Genomic DNA, 21,172 nt, shown 5'->3' with positions numbered 1-21,172 from the left:
CGTAATCGCCGGACTATGCGGTCGGCTTGCCGGCCGGGCCGTCGGCGTGTGAGCCGAAGCCGTGCGGCAGCACCGTCCGGGTTTCCTTGAGCGATTCGATCGTCTTCTCCGGCGCGCGCAGTTTGCGGACCTTCCGGTAGCCGAGCAGCGCCAGCACCGCCACCACGACGATCATCAGCACGAAGACGATCAGGAACGCCGCCCACCGGTACAGCCACACATCCAGCAGCTCGGCGAGGAAAAAGAAGAAGAAGAACGACGAGAACAGCAGCACCGTCAGCGCGCCGATGAAGAAGACGCTGCCCTGCAGGCCCTTCTTGATCTCGCCGGTCACCTCGGCCTTGGCCAGCTCCACCTCGGCGCGGACCAGCGTCGACATCTGCTCGGCGGCGTCGCGCACCAGATCCCCGACGCTGGCATTCGCGGTGGTATCGACCTCGGACAGCGGAATCGAGGTGATGGTCCGGTTTCGGCCCGCGTCGTTACCGCCGTTTGTGAAGCTCAATTGCTCGACCCTTCTCCATGTCCCGGTGCTGTCCGGCCTTCACTCGTATTCGGTGGCCGCACTCGCGTCTCGCCGCGCCTGATGCGCCCGCCCACGCCGCAACAGTAGCGCCGAACCGAGCAGAGAGGCCGCCAAGGACGTCATCAACACGGCGGCCTTCGCCAGTTCGGTCGCGGCCCGGTCGGGCAACGCGAGTTCTGCCACCAAGAGGCTAACGGTGAAACCGATCCCGCCCAGTACCGACAGGGCCGACATATCCCGATTGCCGAGACCGGCGGGCCGGCTGGCGATTCCGAACCGGATCGCCAGCCAGCTCGAGCCGAAGATGCCCACGGTCTTGCCGATCAGCAGTCCGGCGATGATCGCCAGCGACAGCCGCGAGGTGAACATCTCGCCGAAAACCTTGGTGGACAACGGAACTCCGGAGGCGAACAGCGCGAACAACGGGACGCACACGCCCGCGGAGATCGGTTGGAACAGATGCTCGAGCCGGGCCGCCGGTGCCTCGTCCTCCTCCGGATCCGGGCGTACCCGGGTCAGCAGCCCGCAGATCACCCCCGCCAGCGTGGGATGAATACCCGCCTCGTGCAGGGCGTACCACGCCAGCAGCGCCAGCGGCACATACACCAGCGGGGTACGAATACGCAGCCGCTGCGCCACGGCCCAGCCCGCGAAGCAGGCGGCCGCGCCGGCCAGCCAGCCGACGGCCACCGTGGTGGTGAACAGCACCGCGATCAAGACGATCGCCATGAGATCGTCGACGACGGCCAGGCTGAGCAGAAACACCCTCGCCCCGGCCGGAATTCGCGAGCCGGTCATGGCCAGCACCGCCAGCGCGAAGGCGATATCGGTCGCCACCGGAATCGCCCAGCCGCGATCCATCCCCGGCACACCCCAGCCGACGGTGAAGGCGATCACCGCCGGGGTGATCACGCCGCCCACCGCGGCCACCACCGGGAGCGTGGCCCGTTTGCGATCGGCCAGCTCACCGACGACGAGTTCGCGTTTGAGCTCGAGCCCCGCGACGAAGAAGAACACCGCGAGCAGACCGTCCTCGGTCCAATCGCCCAGAGTGAGGTCCAGATGCAGCGGCGGGATCGCGAGGGGCGTGTCCACCATCGCGAAATAGCTGTCGCGCCACGGAGAGTTGGCCCACAGCAGCGCGACCGCCGCGGCGACGAGCAGCAATGCGCCGCCGACGGTTTCGGTGCGGAGATAACGAGCGAGCTCGGAGCGCAGCGCGACGATCACGGAGATCCTTTCGGGAGCGGACGGCGACTGCGGCGGGCACTCCCGCAACGGGCTCACCAACCACACGCCGACCAGACTTCCCGGCACTCCTCGACGAAATTTTACCGGTTCCGAGGTTGCCGTTTACCGCAGCCTTCGGATTCCACCGGCGCGAACGGGCGAGCCCACGTCCGGTGCGGCACCGGACGTGGGCTCGACAAGTGTGGTCGATCAGGCGTTGGAGGCGCGGATGGCTTCGAACACGTTGGGGTCGACCAGGGTGGAGGTGTCGCCGAGTTCGCGGCCCTCGGCCACATCGCGCAGCAGGCGCCGCATGATCTTGCCGGAACGGGTCTTGGGCAGTTCGGGCACGATGTGGATTTCGCGGGGGCGGGCGATGGGGCTGATCTCGCGGGAGACCTCGGCCTTGAGCTCGTCGACCAGCTGTTGTCCGGAGTTGTTCGAGCCGCCGGTGAGGATGACGAAGGCGACGATGCCCTGTCCGGTGGTGGCGTCGCTGGCGCCGACGACCGCGGCCTCGGCGACGCTGTGGTGTCCGACGAGCGCGGATTCGACTTCGGCGGTGGAGATGCGGTGGCCGGAGACGTTCATGACGTCGTCGACGCGGCCCAGGACCCACAGGGCGCCGTCGGCGTCGATCTTGGCGCCGTCGCCGGCGAAGTACCAGCCCTGGGAGGCGAAACGTTCCCAGTAGGTGGCCTTGTAGCGTTCGTCGTCGCCCCAGATGCCACGCAGCATCGACGGCCAGGGCTGGTCGAGGACGAGGTATCCGACGACCGCGGAGCTTGCGGAGCGGTCCGAAGATTCAGCTTCGGTTCGATCGATTTCGACGGAGTTGCCTTCTTCGTCGACGACTTTCGCGGAGATGCCGGGCAGCGGTGCCATGGCGGCGCCGGGTTTGGCGGCGGTGACGCCGGGCAGCGGGGAGATCATGATGGCGCCGGTTTCGGTCTGCCACCAGGTGTCGACGATGGGTGCGCTGCCCGCGCCGATGACTTCGCGGTACCAGCGCCACGCTTCGGGGTTGATCGGTTCGCCGACCGAGCCGAGCACACGCAGCGAGGACAGGTCGTGGGCGTCGGGGATCTCGCGGCCCCACTTCATGAAGGTGCGGATCAGCGTGGGGGCGGTGTAATAGATTGTGACACCGTACTTTTCGATGATCTGCCAGTGCCGGTGCTCGTCGGGGAAGTTGGGGGTGCCCTCGTAGACGACCTGGGTGGCGCGGTTGGCCAGCGGGCCGTAGACGATGTAGGAGTGCCCGGTGACCCAGCCGATGTCGGCGGTGCACCAGTACACGTCGGCGCCGGGTTTGTGGTCGAAGACGTAGTGGTGGGTGTAGGCGACCTGGGTCAGGTAGCCGCCGGAAGTGTGCAGGATGCCCTTGGGTTTGCCGGTGGTGCCGGAGGTGTAGAGGATGTAGAGCGGGTGCTCGGCATCGAACGGCTGGGCCTCGTGCTCGGGACTCGCCTGGGCGACGGTTTCGTGCCACCACAGGTCGCGGCCCTGCGTCCACGGGATCTCGATGTTCGTGCGCCGCACCACCAGCACGTGTTCCACGCTGTGTGGCACGTCGCCGTGGGCGTAGAGCGCCTCGTCCACGGCTTCCTTCAGCGGGGCGGCCTTACCGCGACGCCACTGGCCGTCGGTGGTGATCACCAGGCGGGCCTCGGCGTCGTCGACGCGCTGGCGCAGGGCGCTGGGGGAGAAGCCGGCGAAGACCACCGAATGGGTCAGGCCCAGCCGCGCGCAGGCCAGCATCGAGACGATGGCCTCGGGAACCATCGGCATGTAGATCGCGACCCGGTCGCCGGCCACCAGGCCGAGTTCGGTGAAGTAGTTGGCGGCTCGGGAGACCTCGGCCTGCAGCTGCGCGTAGGTGATCGAGCGGGAATCGCCGGGCTCGCCCTCCCAGTGGATGGCGACCTGGTCGCCGTAGCCGTCGGCGACGTGGCGGTCCACGCAGTTGTAGGCGACGTTGAGCTTGCCGCCGGTGAACCAGCGCGCGAACGGGGCGTCGTCCCAGTCCAGCACCCGATCCCACGGTTGATGCCAGTGCAGCCGCTGCGCCTGCTCGGCCCAGAACCCGTCGCGATCCGCCGTTGCCCGCTCGTAGATGGACGCATCGGCATTGGCTGCCGCGGCGAATTCGGCGGTAGGCGGGTACACGTCTCGGTGCTCAGCGGTGGTGTCGGTCATCTCGCCTCCATCGGGCCTGTCCATCGGATACGCGTCGGCCGCAGCGTGACCGCGGCCACGATGTGACCCTAACGGACTGTGACCTGCGCCGCGTACCGGTCCCGAACGGTGGGCCCGGGACGCGGACCCCGGCCGGCCGTGTGGTGCGCTCGGCTAGCGTGTGGGTCGTGACCGATGTGCTGCAACCCCTGGTCGAGCTGCCCGGTGTCCGCGATGCGGCCGACCGCGCCCGCGATGCGCTCGCCGACGTTCACCGGCACAAGGCGAACCGGCGGGGCTGGCCGACGACGGCGGCTGAGGCGGCGGTCCGCGCGGCGCGGTCCTCGGCGGCGATCGACGGCGGGGCCACCGAACTGCCCGCCGACGGCCGGGTCGCCGACCCGATTCTGGCGGGGGCGCTGCGGGTCGGGCAGGCCCTCGACGGTGACGCGCTGCGCAATCTGGTCGGTGTGTGGCAACGCGCGCCGCTGCAGGCGCTGGCTCGTCTGCATCTGCTCGCCGCGGCCGATCTGGTCGACGACGAAATCGGTCTCGGCCGCCCGCGGTCCGAACCGGGTGTCGCCGAACGGCTCGATCTGCTGGCTCAGACCGTGCTGACCTCGAATGCGTCGGCCCCCGTGCTGGCCGCGGTGGTGCACGGCGAATTGATGTCGTTGCGCCCCTTCGGTTCCGCCGACGGCGTCGTGGCGCGGGCGGCGTCCCGGCTGGTGGCCGTCGCGAGCGGCCTGGATCCGCACAGCCTCGGCGTGCCCGAGGTCTTCTGGTTGCGGCGCCGTCAGGCCTACGTCGACGCCGCGGCGGGCTTCGCCGAGGGGACGGCCGAGGGTGTGGGCGGTTGGGTGGTGTTCTGCTGCGGCGCGCTGGAGGACGGTGCCCGCGAGGCGCGATCGATCGCCGATGCGGCGGGATGAGCGCGGGGGATGAACGGGGCGGAACGAGTGCTGCTCGCAGCGAGGGCGAAACGGGTCCGCACATCGAAGCGGGCGGCATAGCCGTCGTCGGCCTCACCGCCCGCTAGCACGGACTACCCGGTTACCAAGCGTGCTTGTCGGGTTGTGTTCTGCGGCCTCGGCGATCATCCGAACCCCGCCGGTTCATCCCCGCAACCTGTGCGAGGCCATTGCCGACGTGAGTTCGAATTTCGCAGGCCCACAACGCTTCTGCCCTTGTCGCGGCGCGCTCCGCGTGGGTGCCTGGCGTCCGTGCTGGGAAGTGCGGATGGGAGATCGAACCTTCTCTTCCGTTTCGATCTTGGCCTTCCGCCCCTCCGTGGGTCCATTGTTACTCTGTGAGCCCCCTCACATCAAGGGTCGAGAGGACATTACTCATAATCGGCGTGTGGCCCCTCGAATCGTGGTTACATCGATGGGTTGCGCGTCGTTGACCAGCCTCGATGCGCCCGGAGCGCCGCCCTCAGCGACGCCGGCGCAGCAGCCGGTAACTGAGGGCGCCGGCCAGTACCGCGCTCACCCCGACCACCGCCGTGGCGGCCACGGTCGTGGTCGACGGCGCGGGAATGCGCGACCACAGTGACACCGGATTCGAGAAGGTCAGGATCGGCCATTCCCGGGCCATCGCCTCGCGTCGCAGATTCCGGTCGGGATTGACCGCGGTGGGGTGTCCGACCGCCGACAGCATCGGCAGATCGGTGATCGAATCGGAGTAGGCATAGCAGCGCGAGAGGTCGTAGTGTTCGGTCGCGGCCAGTTTCTCGATCGCCTCGACCTTGCCCTCGCCGTAGCAGTAGAACTCGACTTCGCCTGTGTACTTACCGTTTTCGACCACCATGCGGGTGGCCGCGGTATGGGTGGCGCCCAGCGCGGCGGCGATCGGGGCGACGATCTCCTCGCCGGACGCCGACACGATCACGACGTCGTGGCCGCGGATCTTGTGGTCGGCGATCAGATCCGAGGCTTCGGCATAGATCAGCGGATCCACCAGTTCGTGCAGTGTTTCCGCGACGATCGAGCGCACCTGCGACACATCCCAGCCGGCCGTCATCTTCGTCAGGTGTTCGCGCATCCGCTCCATCTGGTCGTGGTCGGCGCCGGAGAGCAGGAACAGGAAATGCGCGTAACTGGACTCCAGGACGGTGCGCCGATCGATCAGTCCCTGGGCGAAGAACGGCCGGCTGAAGACGAACGCACTCGACTTCGCGATGACCGTCTTGTCCAGATCGAAGAAGGCGGCGATCCGGGGTGCGGACGGCGCAGCCCTCGTCTCGTGCGCGCGGTTCGCTGCTGCGTCGTTGCGGTGTCGCGGGTGCCCGGTATCCCCGGCGGCCCGATCGTTCGTAGCTGTTTGGTCGCCCTCGGCCGTCACGGCTCCAGAATAGGGAACTTTCCCGCCGACGCGGCGTTCAGCCCGCCCACACGCCCCGCTCGACGCCCTGGGAGCCGCCCCGCTCCGGGCGAAACTTCGTCATGCGATGGACTTGCATTGCGGCCGGTTTCTGGGTGTAGTATTGCTGGCACCTGGACATGGTCCAGGCGCGTTCAGCCCGACCCCCCGGGGCTGAACCCCGACGGCCCCAGCCTCCTCCCCCCCCGGCTGGGGCCGTCCTCTATTTCCGGACCGTTCAGCTGTTACTCGGCGTGCCGTGTTCATCCACAGCCCGCGAGTTGTCCACATTCGGCGTTCGGCCCCTGGTTCACCCGGCGGAACCGGGTGAGGCTGGCGGACATGAATTCCGTTGCAGCAGTTCCTCCTCCGGCGCTGGTGTCGGTCGGCGACCGCCGGTTACGTGACGAAGTGCGCCGCATCGCGGCCGCCGCCGACCGTGGCCTGGACGAACGCTCGATGCCCGTCGGCAGGCATGCCTGGGCCGCGGCAGCGCTGGTGATCATCGACCTCGCGGCGGCGCGTACCTGCGCCGAGGCCGGATATCCACGCCGCTCGGGCGTGGTGCTGGTCGGCGGCGGTGAACCGGATCTCGACCAGTGGCAGGCCGCCGCGGCGGTCGGCGCCGAGCAGGTCATCGCGCTGCCGGGCAACACCGAGACGCTGATCGAGGCCTTCGCCGCCTATGCCTGGCGCGATCCCGGCGACGGACTCGTCCTGGCCGTCGTCGGCGCAGGGGGCGGTGCCGGGGCCTCGGTCTTCGCCGCGACACTGGCCTTGACGGCCGCGGCCCGGCGGTTCCGGCCGCAGATCCTGCTCGTCGACGGCGACCCGCTCGGTGGCGGCATCGATCTGCTGCTGGGTATCGAGTCGGTGCCGGGACTGCGCTGGCCCGACCTCTCCGTCGAGGACGGCCGAGTGGCCGCGCAAGCCCTGCACGACGCACTACCCGCCGCGGCACCGGGACTCGGTGTCCTGGCGTGCAGCAGACCGGCCGGTTCCCGACCGGACGACATCGGCGCCGGTGCGGCCCGCGCCGTCGTCGAGGCCGGCCGCGGCGCCGGCGATCTGGTGGTGTGCGATATCTCCGGCAACCGGGGTCCGCATACCGATCATCTCCTCGATGCCGCCGATCTCGTCGTCTTCGTGGTGCCGGCCCGGTTGCGCGCGGTGGCCGCCGCGGGGGCCGTCGTCGCGGATGTTCGTCGTCGAAATCCCAACCAGTCCTTGGTCGTTCGGGGTCCGGCGCCCGGTGGGCTGCGGGGACGAGACATCGCGGAGGCATTGGGGCTGCCGCTGCTGGCCGCCATGCGCGCTCAACCCGGGCTCGCGGGCACTCTGGAACGCGGCGGCCTGACGCTCGGCCGCGGTCCGCTGTTCGCCGGGGCGGAGTCGGTGCTGTCCGCACTGCCGGACGGTGCCCGATGAGCGGCGTGGTGAGCACCGAACTCCTCGACCGGGTGCGGGAGCGACTGGCCGCCCAGCCCGGTGAACACGATCCGGCACGCCTGGCCGCCGCCATCCGTGCCGAAGCCGGCCGCGTCCTCGGCGATACGGACCTGCTGCGCGCACTGCGTCTGCTGCAGACGGAGATGACCGGCGCCGGCGCGCTGGAACCGCTGCTGCACGATGCCCGGGTCTCCGATGTGCTGGTGACCGCACCCGATGCGGTGTGGATCGACCGCGGGAGCGGTCTGGAACGCACCTCGATCCGCTTCCCGGACGAAGCGGCGGTGCGGCGACTGGCTCAGCGCCTCGCCCTCGCCGCCGGTCGCAGGCTCGACGACGCGCAGCCATGGGTGGACGGGCGGCTGCCGGAATACGAGCGAGCGCCCGGCGAGAGCTTCGGAGTCCGGTTGCACGCGGTCCTCGCGCCCATCGCGCAGGGCGGAACGTGTATCTCGCTGCGCGTCCTGCGTCCGGTCGGCCACAGCCTGCGCGGGCTGACCGCCTCCGGCACGCTCACGCCGGAGTCGGAACTGCTGCTGGAGAGGATCATTCGCGCACGGCTCGCATTCCTGGTGGTCGGCGGTACCGGCGCCGGGAAGACCACGTTGCTGTCGGCTCTGCTGGCGCACGTCGACCCCACCGAACGGATCGTGTGCGTCGAGGATGCCGCCGAACTGTCGCCGCCGCATCCGCATGTCGTCCGGCTGGTCGCGCGCATCGCCAATGTGGAAGGCGCGGGTGCCATCACGGTTCGGGACCTGGTCCGGCAGGCGCTGCGAATGCGGCCGGATCGGATCGTCATCGGGGAGGTGCGCGGGGCCGAGGTGGTGGACCTGCTCACCGCGCTGAATACCGGACACGACGGGGGCGCCGGAACGGTGCATGCGAACTCGCCCCGTGAGGTGCCAGCCAGACTGGAAGCCCTTGCGGCACTAGGCGGAATGGGACGTGGGGGTTTGCACAGTCAGCTCGCCGCGGCGGTCCAGGTCGTGCTCGCCATGCGGCGCCGACCCGACGGCGGGCGAGTCCTGCAGGAAGTCGGCCTGGTGACCCGCGACGGGGAGGCCGGTGTGCGTATCGAGACGGCCTGGTCGGCCGATGCCGTTGCAGCACCGGCGAATACCGCGCTGCACCGGTTGCTGGACGAACGGTCGCGGCAATGACGGTGAGTCTGCTGTGCGGCGCGGGAGCCCTGCTGCTCCTGCCGAGCCCCACCCGTCGGCACCGGCTGCGTGCTCTGTATGGCCGGTCGGACGCGAAGCGAAATATTCGGAGCCGCTGGATCATTCGCGGCGTGACGGCTGCGGCGGTGGTGGCGGCGGTCGTCTTCGGTCCCGGGGTCGCGGGTGCGGCCGCGGTGCTCGCCACCACGTTGACCGTGCGCGCGAAGAACCGCCGCGAGGAACGCCGCCACGACGGCGAATGCCGGAAACTGCTGGACGGGCTGGAAGTGGTGATCGGTGAACTGCGCACGGGAGCGCATCCCAGCGCTGCCGCCGCGGTCGCGGCCGCGGAGATCGGCGGAGCCGCCGGAGCGGCCTTCGCGGTGAGTGCGGCCCGGGCCCGGCTCGGTGGTTCGGCCGCGGACGGATTGCGCGGCCGCCCCTGCGCCGTCACAACCGAACTCGATCGTGTCGCGGACGCCTGGGAGGTGGCCGAGCGGCACGGCCTGGCATTGGCCGAACTGTTGAGCGCGGCCCGCGACGATCTCGCCGGGCGGATGCGATTCAGCGACCGTACGACCGCTGCGCTGGCGGGTGCACGTGCCAGCGCCGCAGTGCTGGCCGGTCTTCCGCTCCTGGGCATCGCGCTCGGCCAGCTGATGGGCGCGCACCCGCTGCAGGTGCTGATGAGCCGAGGGGTCGGAAGCGTCGTCTTTCCTTTGGGCGCCGGACTGATCGGCGTGGGATTGCTGTGGGCGGATGCCATCACGCGGCGGGTATCGGTATGAGCGGCCTTCCGATGGCACTGCTCTGTTCCGGTGCCGCGCTGCTGGCCCTTCCGGGCCGGATCACACCGGTCGCCCGCCTCCGCGTGGCTCGCGGCGCCCCACCCATGCCGCGGCAAGACCTGCGTCCGGCCGCCGGTGACCCGCTGGCGGTGGCCTCGGCTCTCGATCTGCTCGCCTCGTGTCTGCGGGCGGGCCTGCCGACCGCCACGGCGGCGCGCGCGGTGGCCCCGATCGCCCCGGAACCCTTCGCCTCGGCGCTGCGCCGGGCGGCGGATCTGCTGGCGCTGGGCGCGGATCCGGTCACCGCATGGGAGCGCGCGGCCCGGGAAGCGCCCGGGGCGGAGATGTCCGCGCTCGCCCGGCTGGTGCGTCGGTCGGCCCGCTCCGGTGCGGCCCTGACCGGTGCGGTCTCCGAACTCGCCGAGAAGTGCCGCGCGGCGGTCGAGGATGCGGCCGCCGCGCGTGCGGAACGCGCGGGCGTACTCATCAGCGGCCCGCTCGGGCTGTGCTTCCTGCCCGCCTTCGTCTGTCTCGGCATTGTTCCGGTGGTCGCCGGACTGGCCGGTCGAGTACTCGGCGGTGGGTTGTGGTGATCACACGAAAGACTCGGTGCGGATCCGCCGCGCCGACCGTAGAGAAAGGGGAGAGCGATGCTGACGGCAACGCAATCGGTTGTGCGAGAACTACGTTCGCGGCTGATCCAGGTAGCGGTGTCCGACGACGGCATGAGTACGGCCGAATACGCCATCGGGACGATCGCCGCGGCGGCGTTCGGGGCGGTGCTCTACACCGTGGTGACCGGCGACTCCATCGTCAACGCGCTGACCAAGATCATCGACAGGGCACTGAACACCACCGTATGAGGTCGGCCCGCACGAGCGAGCGGGGGGCGGTGACGGTCGAGGCGGCGATCGCGCTGGCGGCGGTGGTCGTGGTCGTCGTGCTCTGCCTCGGGGCCTTGCTGGCGGCGTCGATGCAGATCCGCTGTATCGACGCCGCTCGCGAAGCGGCTCGTCTCACGGCACGTGGCGCGGAAGCGGAGGCTCTGCCGGCGGCACAGCGGGTGGCACCGCCCGGCGCCGATATCGAGGTGCGTGCGGAGGGCGACCGGATCGTCGCGATCGTTCGGGCGCGGGCGCCGCTGCTGCCCATGCTGCGGTTACGGGCCGAGGCGGTCGCCGTGCGCGAACCGGGAGAGCCGCGATGACAGCGGCCGGACCGGCGCGGGCCGCCGTGACGCCGGCCGCGTGCCGCTGCCGCGGGTGCGACGGGGGTGCCACGGTCACCGCATGTCTGGCGCTCACCGCACTCCTGGTGGTGACGATCGTGATCGTGCAGTTCGCGGCGGTGGTCGGCGCACGCCACCTGGCGCAGAGTGCCGCCGATTCGGCGGCATTGGCCGCGGCGGGCGCACTGGATTCCGGCGCCGAGGCGGCCTGTGAACAAGCGGATTCGGTGGTGCGGCGAATGCGGATGCGGCTACGTGAGTGTGCGATCCGGGATTGGGATGTGACGGTAACCGTCGACGGTTCGGTGCTGCTCGCTCTTTTGGGCAAGCGATCAGTTGTGGCGGTCGCGCGAGCCGGTCCGGTGAGTGCGGGAAAACGATCATGAATACCGGACGGTTGGTGTGAGAAAGAATGGGTGACCCGAGCCACAGTATGGAGCGGTAAGTGTCGTGGATTTCCCATTCGGTCGGCATTCAATTCCGCAGGTGCAATTGTGCAAGCATTCGGCGCAGTGGGATTCCGATAAATGCACACATGTGAATGCGCACATGGCCGTTATTCGCTAGGGCAATGCGCCGGTTAACATGATCGACTTCCTCTTTATTCGAGCAGCGGGCGGTCGGCATCGAATCCGGAACGCCGCCCGTCCGCCCGGGGAGCGCCCACGTCTACCGACGGTGTCCGCATCGTCACGAAACGGATTCGAGCAGGTCATGGCCTGAAATGTTGGCCGCGACGGTCAGTTCGGCGCCTCGTCGGGCAGATCGGAGAGGACGGCCGTCAGCAGGGCGGCCGCGCCTTCCTTGTCCAGCGGGGAATTCCCGTTGCCACACTTCGGGGATTGCACGCACGAGGGGCAGCCTTGCGGGCACGAACAGGAGGCGATGGCCGCCCGCGTCGCCGCCAACCAGGTCCGCAACCGGGCGAAGCCGCGCTCGGCGAATCCGGCTCCGCCGGGATGGCCGTCGTAGACGAAGACGGTGGGCAGCCCGGTATCGGGGTGTTCGGCGATGGACACGCCGCCCACATCCCACCGGTCACAGCTCGCGACCAGCGGCAACATCCCGATCGCGGCATGTTCGGCGGCGTGCAGGGCGCCGGCCACACGCCGCGGCTCGATCCCCGCCGCGGCCAGCAGTCGCGGCGTGACGGTGTAGAACACGGCCTGGGTCGGCAGCGTCTGCTCGGGCATATCGAGTTCGATGAGGCCGAGGACCTCTCCGCTGGGAAGCGTGCGCAGATAACCGACCACCTGGCGCGTCACGCGGACCCTGGCCAGGGCGGCGGTGACGCGGCCGTACACCTGCTCGTGTGTGCGCTCGTCGATCGCGACCGAGGTGACCATCCGGGCGCTGGTGGTCCACCCGGGCTGCTCGGCGTGGACGAACGCGACTCCGGCCTCGAGGTCCAGTTCATCGACCACGTAGGTCTCGCCCTGATGTAGATGTACGGCACCGGCGTGCAGTGTCGCGGGCGCTCGCCCGGAATCCGCGCTGCCCAGCAGCCTGCCGCTGGTCGCGTCGACGATCGCGATCTGGGAGCCGATTCCGCCCCGGACATCGACGTCGTCGTGCGGATAGGCGCTCGAGGTCGGATACCAGCGGGCCGGTCCACCGCCGTTCTCCCGGCGTTTGATCAGCCCCTGCGCGGCGAGGTCGGCGGCCACCTCCCGGACGCCGAGGTCGTCGAGCTCGGCGTCGGTCAGGGGATGTTCGCAGGCCGCGCACAGCAGATGAGGTCCGGCGACGTAGGGATTGTGCGGATCGGTGATGGTCGCCTCGACCGGCTTGTCCAGCAGAGCGTGCGGGTGATGGACGAGATAGGTGTCGAGCGGATCGTCGCGGGCCACCAGCAGGACCAGCGAGCCCTGGGTGCGACGCCCGGCCCGCCCCGCCTGCTGCCAGAACGAGGCGACGGTTCCCGGAAAACCCGCCATCACCACGGCATCCAGCCCGGCGATGTCGACGCCCAGTTCGAGTGCGGTCGTGGTGGCCGCGCCCAGCAGCGACCCGTCCGCCAGGCCGTTCTCCAGTTCGCGCCGGTCCTCGGCCAGGTATCCGGCCCGGTAGGCGGCTACGCGCCCGGCCAGCGACGGATCCACCTCGGCCAGCATGCGCTGCACGTCCATGGCGACGACCTCTGCGGCCCGGCGGGAGCGAACGAAGGTCAATGTCCGCGCACCCTCGACGACCAGATCGGTCATGATCCGGGCCGCCTCCGTGGTGGCCGCCCGCCGCACCGGGGCGCCGTTCTCACCGCTGAGGTCGCCGAGCAGCGGCGGCTCCCACAGGGCGACCGTCCGCGCGCCCTGCGGCGAACCGTCATCGGTCACCGCGGTCACCGGCGCGCCGATCAGCCGTTCGGCGGCCGCGGCCGGATCCGCGCTGGTCGCCGAGCACAGGACGAAGGTCGGATTCGCGCCGTAATGCGCGGCCAGCCGCCGCAGCCGACGCAGCACCATCGCGACCTGGGACCCGAACACACCTCGATAGGCGTGGCATTCGTCGACCACCACATAGCGCAGCCGCCGCAGCATCCGAGCCCAGCGCTGGTGGGCCCGCAGGATGCCGATGTGCAGCATGTCGGGATTGGTGAACAACCACCGCGCGTTCGCCCGCACCCATTGCCTGACCTCGGGCGGAGTATCGCCGTCGTAGGTGGCCGGATGGATATCGCGCAGGCTGCCGGCATGGGTGAGCTGCGCGGCCGCGCGGAATTGATCGGCCCCGAGCGCTTTGGTCGGCGATATATACAGAGCGGTCGCTCGCGGATCTCGCCGCAGGTCGGTCAATACCGGCAGCTGATAACCCAGGGATTTGCCCGAGGCCGTCCCGGTGCAGACGACGACGTGAGTGCCCTCCGCGGCCAGCTCCGCGGTGCGGATCTGATGTGTCCACGGTGCTTCGACACCGGATTCCCGCAGCGCGTCGACCACTTCCGGGGCCGCCCAGGAAGGCCAGCCGCCGGTGCGGGCCGCGCGGGCCGGAAGTTCGGTCACATGGGTGATACGACTTTCCGAATCGGGCACTCCGAAAAGGACACGATTCAGCAACGATCCCCCGTAGCCGATCGTCTCGGTGCGGGCGGAGTCCGGTGTCGGGCCTTTCGGATTCATCGGACCGAGACCGTGCGACGCGAAGAAAGTGTGAACCGTGTGTGCCGTGCTCGCCCGAGCTGCCAATTCACTACCGAGTAGCGACCTGCGTCACAGTCTGTTTGCCTGACGCTCGCTCGGTTATCGCAAAGCAAACCTACTTCAAGTTTGGATTTGGGCATTGTGCCCCTCACCTGCACATTCGCAAGATCATCTTTTTTGCAAATTGTCGGTAACTCGGCTGTCGAATTGCGCGCGGACATGGTTCACTAGTTCTCGGTCGCAAGCTTCTGTGTTCGAGGGAACGGATCAAAGGTCCAAACCATCAGCAGGATCGATGTTGCGAACGGTGTGCTTGAAGCTTCCTGCAGGGGGAACAGAGTACAGCGGTCGGAACGGACCCGGTGGACCAACCTAACTTGTCCGCCGTTCCGGTATGGAAAGAGAAGGAACAGAATGGCACAGGGAACTGTGAAGTGGTTCAACGCGGAGAAGGGGTTCGGCTTCATCGCGCCCGAGGACGGCTCCGCTGACGTCTTCGTCCACTACTCCGAGATTCAGGGTTCGGGCTTCCGCACCCTCGAGGAGAACCAGAAGGTCGAATTCGAGGTCGGCCAGGGCACCAAGGGCCCGCAGGCCACCGGAGTTCGCGCGCTCAGCTGAGCGAGTAACCCAACAAGGTCTGATCTCGTCCCTCACCGCGAGCACGCGGTGAGGGACGAGTCATATGCGGGGGAAGTAGACTCGATCGAAAACCGGGGCTTTTCGATCTGATCGAGTTGCCCACAAGGGGTTTTTCTGCAGTTCGCAGCCATTCCGGTTCGGACGGTATCCACGGGGAAGTGCCGCGCAGAACAGCCGAGACTCCTGGGTCGCCGGTCCGCAGTGCGGACTCCACGACAGCGAAACACGGTATAAACGTCTCTGGCGGGAGACATTCGTCTCTCCCTCTTGCCCCAGCCGCGCGCCGCGCGCCTGCGCCGCGCGGGTCGACAGGAAAGGTGTGTTCGCCGGTGGCAACACGAGACCGCGGTGCATCGCCGACTCCCGATGCGGCCTCCGCCGGGCCCGATGCGGCCGCAGCCGGCCGGGGGCGTCCCCTGCGTCGTCTCGTCATCGTCGAGTCGCCGACCAAGGCACGTAAGATCGCGCCCTATCTGGGACGCGGCTATACGGTCGAGGCGTCCGTCGGCCATATCCGGGATCTTCCGCGCGGTGCCGCGGATGTGCCGGCCAAATACAAAGGCCAGTCCTGGGCCCGGCTGGGTGTCGACGTCGACCACGATTTCGAGCCGATCTATGTCGTCAGTCCGGACAAGAAGGCCAAGGTCTCGGAGCTGAAGACGCTGCTGCGCGACGCCGACGAACTCTTCCTGGCCACCGACCCCGACCGCGAGGGCGAGGCCATCGCCTGGCATCTGCTCGAGACGCTGAAGCCCAAGATTCCGGTCCGGCGCATGGTGTTCCACGAAATCACCGAGCCGGCCATCCGCGCCGCCGCGGCCGATACCCGTGAACTCGACAACGACCTGGTCGACGCACAGGAAACCCGGCGCATCCTCGACCGCCTCTACGGCTACGAGGTCAGCCCCGTGCTGTGGAAGAAGGTCATGCCGCGGTTGTCGGCGGGCCGGGTGCAGTCGGTGGCGACCCGGATCGTTGTGCAGCGCGAGCGGGAGCGCATCGCGTTCCGTTCGGCGGAGTACTGGGATATCGCGGCGAAATTCGACGCCGGCGGCCGGGAGAGTGACGAGGCCAACCCGCGGATCTTCGGTGCGCGGCTGGTCACCGTCGACGGTTCCCGCGTCGCGGGCGGCCGTGATTTCGGATCCGACGGCCAGCTCAAGACCCGCAACGGTGTCACCGTCCTCGACGAGGCCGCGGCACGGCGGCTGGCCGCGGGACTGGAGAAGGCGGATTTCCAGGTCACCTCGGTCGAATCCAAGCCGTACACCCGGCGGCCCTACGCGCCCTTCATGACCTCGACGCTGCAGCAGGAGGCCGCGCGCAAACTCCGGTTCGGTTCCGAGCGCACGATGCGGGTGGCGCAGCGGCTGTACGAGAACGGCTACATCACCTATATGCGTACCGACTCCACGACGCTGTCGGAGTCGGCGATCAGCGCGGCGCGGGCGCAGGCGACCCAGCTGTACGGCCCGGAGTTCGTCCATCCGACGCCGCGGCAGTACACCCGTAAGGTCAAGAACGCGCAGGAGGCGCACGAGGCGATCCGGCCCGCCGGTGACACGTTCGCCACGCCGGGCCAGCTGCACGCCCGGCTGGATCAGGACGAATTCCGGCTCTACGAGCTGATCTGGCAGCGCACGGTCGCCTCGCAGATGGCCGACGCGCGCGGCACCACGCTGACGGTCCGGATCACCGGCCGCGCCGGCACCGGCGAGGAATGCGTGTTCTCCGCGTCCGGTCGCACCATCACCTTCGCGGGCTTCCTCAAGGCCTATGTCGAAAGTGTCGACGAGGACGCGGGCGGTCAGTCCGACGATGCGGAGTCGCGGCTGCCCGCGCTGACCGAGGGCCAGAACGTCAACGCCACCGAGCTGACGCCCGACGGGCACACCACCAACCCGCCCCCGCGCTACAACGAGGCCTCGTTGATCAAGGCGCTCGAGGAACTGGGTATCGGGCGCCCGTCGACCTACGCCTCGATCATCAAGACCATCCTGGACCGCGGCTACGTCTACAAACGCGGTAGTGCGCTGGTGCCGTCCTGGGTGGCGTTCGCGGTGGTCGGGCTGTTGGAGGAGTACTTCGGCCGCCTGGTCGACTTCGACTTCACCGCGGCGATGGAAGACGATCTCGACGCCATCGCCGGCGGTCGCGAGCAGCGCGGAAACTGGCTGACCAGCTTCTACTTCGGTGGTGACCACGGCGCCGAAGGGTCGGTGGCACGCTCCGGCGGGCTGAAGCGGATGGTCGGTGAGCGGCTCGACGACATCGATGCCCGCGAGGTCAACTCGATCAAGATGTTCACCGACGACCAGGACCGCGACATCGTGGTCCGGGTCGGGCGCTTCGGTCCGTATCTGGAGCGCATGGTCCAGAACCCGGACGATCCGGATGGCGATCCGGTTTCCCAGCGCGCCAATCTGCCCGACGATCTGCCGCCGGACGAGTTGACGCCCGAGGTGGCGGAGAAGCTGTTCGCGACCCCGCAGGAGGGGCGCTCGCTCGGTGTGGACCCCGAAACCGGGCATCGGATCGTGGCCAAGGAGGGCCGCTTCGGGCCGTATGTCACCGAAATCCTGCCCGAGCCCGAGGCCGATCTCGACGCCAAGAAAGGCGCCAAGAAGGCAGCCGCGCCCAAACCGCGGACCGGTTCGCTGCTCAAGTCGATGGATCTGTCGACCATCACCCTCGAGGACGCGCTGAAATTGCTGTCGCTGCCTCGGGTGGTCGGCAAGGATCCCGAATCGGGCGACGAGATCACCGCGCAGAACGGCCGCTACGGCCCGTATCTGAAGAAGGGCACGGACTCTCGTTCCCTGGCGACCGAGGATCAGATCTTCACCGTGACCTTGGACGAGGCACTGAAGATCTACGCCGAACCCAAGCGGCGCGGACGCCAGGCGGCGAGTGCGGCGCCGCTGCGGGAGATGGGCAACGATTCCGCCACCGGCAAGCCGATGGTGATCAAGGACGGGCGGTTCGGTCCGTATGTCACCGACGGCGAAACCAATGCCAGCCTGCGCAAGGGCGACGAGGTGGAGTCGATCACCGATGAGCGGGCCTCCGAACTGCTCGCCGATCGCCGGGCCAAGGGGCCGGTGAAGAAGGCGGCCAAGAAGACCGCGAAGAAGGCGCCCGCCAAGAAGACCGCGGCGAAGTCGACGGCCAAGAAGACCACCGCGGCCGCGAAGAAGACCACCGCGAAGAAGACCGCGGCCAAGAAGGCGCCTGCGAAGAAGGCCGCGGCGAAGTCGACGGCCGAGTCGTAGCAGTCGGCGTCATAGCGGTCGGTGTCGTAGCGGTTGGCGTCGTAGCGGTTGGCGTCGTGGCAGGCGCGTCGTAGTAGGCGGCTGCTCGGTGCCGGCCGGCCTGTCGGTGCGGCCGATTAGGGTGTAGCGCGTGGCAGGTGTCTTCGATCGGCTCGTGGGCCAGGACTCGGTCGAGTCCGAGTTGACCGCTGCCGCCGTGGCGGCGCGCACCGGGATCGCGTCCTCGGCGATGACGCACTCCTGGCTGTTCACCGGCCCGCCCGGATCCGGCAGATCCGTTGCGGCACTGTGCTTCGCGGCCGCACTGCAATGCACGGCCGAGGGCACTCCGGGCTGCGGTCACTGCCATGCGTGTACCACCACCATGGCCGGTACCCACGGCGATGTCCGGCGGGTGATTCCGGAGGGGCTGAGTATCGGCACCAAGGAAATGCGGGAGATCGTGCAGGTCGCGGCCCGGCGTCCCAGCACCGGGCGGTGGCAGGTGGTGGTGATCGAGGATGCCGACCGATTGACCGAGGCCGCGGGCAACGTGCTGTTGAAGGTGGTCGAGGAACCGCCCGAGCGGACCGTATTCCTGCTGTGCGCACCGTCGGTGGACCCGGAGGACATCTCGGTCACGCTGCGGTCCCGCTGCCGGCACGTCCACCTGGTCACGCCGTCCGTGGAGGCCATCGCGCAAGTGCTGCGCGAGCGCGACGGGCTGAGCCCGGACCAGGCGACGTGGGCGGCGTCGGTGAGCGGCGGCCATGTCGGCCGCGCCCGCCGGCTCGCGACCGATGAGCAGGCCCGCACCCGCCGGACCCGAGCATTGTCGCTGGTCTCGGCGGTCACTCGGCCGGCCGCCGCCTATGCGGCTGGTGACGAACTGGTCAAATCCGCCGAGGAGGAGGCCAAACAGGTCAGCGCGGAACGGGACGAGCGCGAACGCGACGAGCTGGCGACCGCGCTGGGCGCCGGCGGCACCGGGAAGGGCGCCGCCTCGGCGACCCGCGGTTCCGCGGGCGTGCTGAAGGACCTCGAGCGCCGCCAGAAATCCCGCGCCACCCGCACCAGCCGCGACGCCCTCGACCGGGCGCTGATCGACGTCGCTGGCCTGTACCGCGACGCGCTGGCCCTGCGTTTCGGCACCTCCGCCGCGAATCCGTCCCCGGCGATCACCCTGACCCATCCCGACCTGTCGGATCAGATCCGCGATCTGGCCGACGAGGTGCGACCCGAGGGGCTGTTGCGTTCCATCGAAGCCGTCCTCGCCTGCCGCGAGGCTCTCGATCTGAATGTCAAGCCCCGCTTCGCGATCGCGGCGATGGTCGCAGGCCTCATCGCGGCCCGCTCCGCCTGATCGACCGGCCCGACAGACCTTGGGCGATCTCATCGAGAAAAGTGCTCAAAAGATGAGCACTCCAACGGGCAGTATGGAGTTCGACGAACGGATGCCCGCTACCTACTGGTCCTTCCCCTGCCGAAAGCCCGGACCCCGGCCACCAAGGCTCGCCGCCTGGCCGAGATCATGGCGACGCTGCAGCGATGACCTGCCGTTTTCGTGTTCGGTCGCCGAAGACGATAGACTCGCACCGCCGAAAGGCACGCCGCCTTAGCTCAGTCGGTAGAGCGCTTCACTCGTAATGAAAAGGTCGGGGGTTCGATTCCCCCAGGCGGCTCCATACTTCCTGGTAGAGCCGGTTCCCGCGATTCGGACCCGAGGGACCGGAGTCGCAGCTGATTCGGCTCACATCGCCACGGCCCCCGCGGCCGAGTGCGGCGGCGCCCGGGACGGCCGGCGTCGGCGCCTGTGCTGCCACGACAACAGCGGCATCGACCTACTCGCCACGCGCGGTGTGTCAGCAATCATTCAGTGTTCATGGGCTGAATAATCCGCATATGACGTCGATCGGGCTGTCCCGCAGAGCGATGCTCGCCCTGGCAGCGAGCGTACCGTTGAGCGTTGTGGTATCCCGACGCGCAGTGGCCGCCACCGCGCCGATCCGATACACGATGACGGCGTTCACCAACGCCGGCCAGACCGATATGTGGGTCTACGAATCCACCGACGCAACGAATTTCCGGCTCGTCCAGGCCGACGCCTACCGTCCGCCGGACGCCGACCCCGCCGACACCCCGCCAGCGGCGGCCACGACCAAGAAGGGCTTGTGCCGCGACCCCAGCGTCTTTCGTCACATCGACGGCGAGTACTACCTGACGTACACGACCGCATGGGACGGCAACACCATCGGGTTCGCTCGCAGCCACGACCGGATCCACTGGGAGTTCCTGTACGAGTACACGATTCCGTTCGGCGGTGTCACCCACACCTGGGCGCCGGAATGGTTCGTCGATGGTGACGGCACGGTCAGCGTCCTGGTGAACATCAACGACGGCACGGTCTTCCGGCCCTGCGTCATGACCGCGACCACCGCATCGCTGAGCCGGCTGCATTGGACCACGCCCATACCGCTGGCAGGCATCAGTCCCGCACCGGATGGCCTCGGTTACATCGACACCACGGTCACGTTGTCGCAGGGACGCTACTACGCGTTCGTCAAGAACGAATCGACCAAGAACGTCGAGGTCGCGGTGGCCGACCGCCTGGTCGGCCCGTACACGTTCGCGCGAACCGGGAACTGGGCGCGCTGGGGCGGACCCGGTTCGGGGCAACCGCGCGAGGGACAGTGCGTGATCCCGCTCCCCGACGGCCGATGGCGGATTTACCTCGATGCCTACGACCTCGACGAACCCACGCACGGTCACTATCTCTACAGCGACACCGTCACCGGCGACCTGCTCGGCGAGTGGACCACACCGAAGGACCTGCCCGTCTTGTCCGGCTTCGTCCGCCACTTCACCGTGTTACCGGAACAGCTGAACAGCGGTCCGCAACCGACCCCGAAGCCCGTCACGCGGTGAGGACGGGCCGAGCGGCTCGCTTTTGCCGCCGAAGCCCCGTAGCGCGGTCACGGTTGCGGGAAAAATGTGTCGGAATTCCGGCGCGATGAATCAATGGGAATATTCAGCTTCGACATTCTGTCCGAGTTCGATCGAATCGGTATTACCGATCCCGTCACGGTGATTTCCGTGGCTGGTTCGGTCGGGTGCCGGTGCGGCGGCCGCACTGCCTCGTCAGTGGCTGCCGGGTGGTGGTGGCTCTCCACTCGCAGGTCGTTCTCGCTGGTCAGCGCGGGTTTAGGCGACGCGAGAATG

General features: G+C 68.7%; 17 protein-coding genes and 1 tRNA gene. 13 read left to right on the top strand and 5 right to left on the bottom strand.

From position 1 onward, the window contains the following. Nucleotides 1-13 precede the first annotated feature (13 nt). The 3 genes from NK1_RS02125 to acs form a co-directional block, all read right to left on the bottom strand. The gene (locus NK1_RS02125; RefSeq protein ID WP_063006895.1) at nucleotides 14-505 is read right to left on the bottom strand and encodes a phage holin family protein; all 492 of its coding nucleotides are present in this window, start codon (nucleotides 503-505) and stop codon (nucleotides 14-16) included. Between the two features lie 39 nt (nucleotides 506-544). Beyond that, nucleotides 545-1,756: a Na+/H+ antiporter NhaA gene (nhaA, locus tag NK1_RS02120; protein WP_063006894.1), complete on the bottom strand. Its 1,212-nt coding sequence runs from the start codon at nucleotides 1,754-1,756 to the stop codon at nucleotides 545-547. Between the two features lie 210 nt (nucleotides 1,757-1,966). After that, entirely contained in the window at nucleotides 1,967-3,955 is a 1,989-nt protein-coding gene (gene acs, locus NK1_RS02115) for an acetate--CoA ligase (protein WP_063006893.1), read from the bottom strand. Between the two features lie 167 nt (nucleotides 3,956-4,122). Between acs and NK1_RS02110 the strand changes: the two genes are divergently transcribed. Further along, complete coding sequence (locus NK1_RS02110; protein WP_063007041.1) at nucleotides 4,123-4,866, top strand: Fic family protein; 744 nt, start codon at nucleotides 4,123-4,125, stop codon at nucleotides 4,864-4,866. Between the two features lie 502 nt (nucleotides 4,867-5,368). On the opposite strand, the gene NK1_RS02105 is transcribed toward NK1_RS02110, so the two are convergent. Further along, entirely contained in the window at nucleotides 5,369-6,148 is a 780-nt protein-coding gene (locus NK1_RS02105) for an HAD family hydrolase (protein ID WP_063007040.1), read from the bottom strand. Between the two features lie 489 nt (nucleotides 6,149-6,637). On the opposite strand from NK1_RS02105, the gene ssd reads away from it, so the two are divergent. The 7 genes from ssd to NK1_RS02070 all read left to right on the top strand — a co-directional run bounded on the left by ssd (nucleotide 6,638) and on the right by NK1_RS02070 (nucleotide 11,309). Next, nucleotides 6,638-7,723, top strand: coding sequence for a septum site-determining protein Ssd (gene ssd / locus NK1_RS02100; RefSeq protein WP_063007039.1), 1,086 nt, complete (start codon nucleotides 6,638-6,640; stop codon nucleotides 7,721-7,723). Continuing rightward, on the top strand, nucleotides 7,720-8,907 hold the full coding sequence (locus tag NK1_RS02095; RefSeq protein WP_063006892.1) for a TadA family conjugal transfer-associated ATPase: 1,188 nt from the start codon (nucleotides 7,720-7,722) through the stop codon (nucleotides 8,905-8,907). Before ssd ends, NK1_RS02095 begins: the two co-directional genes overlap by 4 nt. 131 nt (nucleotides 8,908-9,038) lie before the next feature. Beyond that, a complete protein-coding gene (locus NK1_RS02090) occupies nucleotides 9,039-9,695 on the top strand; it encodes a type II secretion system F family protein (RefSeq protein ID WP_369689797.1) in 657 nt (218 codons plus the stop codon). Further along, complete coding sequence (locus NK1_RS02085; RefSeq protein WP_062994567.1) at nucleotides 9,692-10,288, top strand: type II secretion system F family protein; 597 nt, start codon at nucleotides 9,692-9,694, stop codon at nucleotides 10,286-10,288. The genes NK1_RS02090 and NK1_RS02085 overlap by 4 nt, the downstream gene beginning before the upstream one ends. A gap of 57 nt (nucleotides 10,289-10,345) precedes the next feature. Next, a complete protein-coding gene (locus NK1_RS02080) occupies nucleotides 10,346-10,558 on the top strand; it encodes a DUF4244 domain-containing protein (RefSeq protein WP_063006890.1) in 213 nt (70 codons plus the stop codon). Then, nucleotides 10,555-10,902, top strand: coding sequence for a TadE family type IV pilus minor pilin (locus tag NK1_RS02075; protein WP_063006889.1), 348 nt, complete (start codon nucleotides 10,555-10,557; stop codon nucleotides 10,900-10,902). The genes NK1_RS02080 and NK1_RS02075 overlap by 4 nt, the downstream gene beginning before the upstream one ends. Further along, nucleotides 10,899-11,309 (top strand): Rv3654c family TadE-like protein, encoded by a 411-nt coding sequence (locus NK1_RS02070; RefSeq protein ID WP_084460513.1) that lies wholly within the window; start codon nucleotides 10,899-10,901, stop codon nucleotides 11,307-11,309. Before NK1_RS02075 ends, NK1_RS02070 begins: the two co-directional genes overlap by 4 nt. Nucleotides 11,310-11,663: 354 nt before the next feature. Here the strand turns inward: NK1_RS02070 and NK1_RS02065 are convergent, their stop codons facing one another. After that, nucleotides 11,664-14,039, bottom strand: coding sequence for a DEAD/DEAH box helicase (locus NK1_RS02065; protein ID WP_063006888.1), 2,376 nt, complete (start codon nucleotides 14,037-14,039; stop codon nucleotides 11,664-11,666). Between the two features lie 435 nt (nucleotides 14,040-14,474). On the opposite strand from NK1_RS02065, the gene NK1_RS02060 reads away from it, so the two are divergent. The 5 genes from NK1_RS02060 to NK1_RS02040 all read left to right on the top strand — a co-directional run bounded on the left by NK1_RS02060 (nucleotide 14,475) and on the right by NK1_RS02040 (nucleotide 20,878). Beyond that, entirely contained in the window at nucleotides 14,475-14,681 is a 207-nt protein-coding gene (locus NK1_RS02060; RefSeq protein ID WP_011206895.1) for a cold-shock protein, read from the top strand. Between the two features lie 437 nt (nucleotides 14,682-15,118). Continuing rightward, nucleotides 15,119-17,974, top strand: coding sequence for a type I DNA topoisomerase (gene topA, locus NK1_RS02055; protein WP_063007037.1), 2,856 nt, complete (start codon nucleotides 15,119-15,121; stop codon nucleotides 17,972-17,974). 130 nt (nucleotides 17,975-18,104) lie between these two features. Beyond that, nucleotides 18,105-19,316: a DNA polymerase III subunit delta' gene (locus NK1_RS02050; protein ID WP_063006887.1), complete on the top strand. Its 1,212-nt coding sequence runs from the start codon at nucleotides 18,105-18,107 to the stop codon at nucleotides 19,314-19,316. A gap of 246 nt (nucleotides 19,317-19,562) precedes the next feature. Next, a tRNA-Thr gene (locus tag NK1_RS02045) sits at nucleotides 19,563-19,638 on the top strand. A 217-nt stretch (nucleotides 19,639-19,855) separates the two neighbouring features. Then, entirely contained in the window at nucleotides 19,856-20,878 is a 1,023-nt protein-coding gene (locus NK1_RS02040; RefSeq protein ID WP_245660306.1) for a glycoside hydrolase family protein, read from the top strand. Nucleotides 20,879-21,172: the final 294 nt, after the last annotated feature.

It is taken from the genome of Nocardia kruczakiae NBRC 101016, assembly GCF_001612965.1.
Lineage (GTDB): Bacteria > Actinomycetota > Actinomycetes > Mycobacteriales > Mycobacteriaceae > Nocardia > Nocardia kruczakiae.
This window is presented reverse-complemented; position numbering and strand designations above follow the sequence as displayed.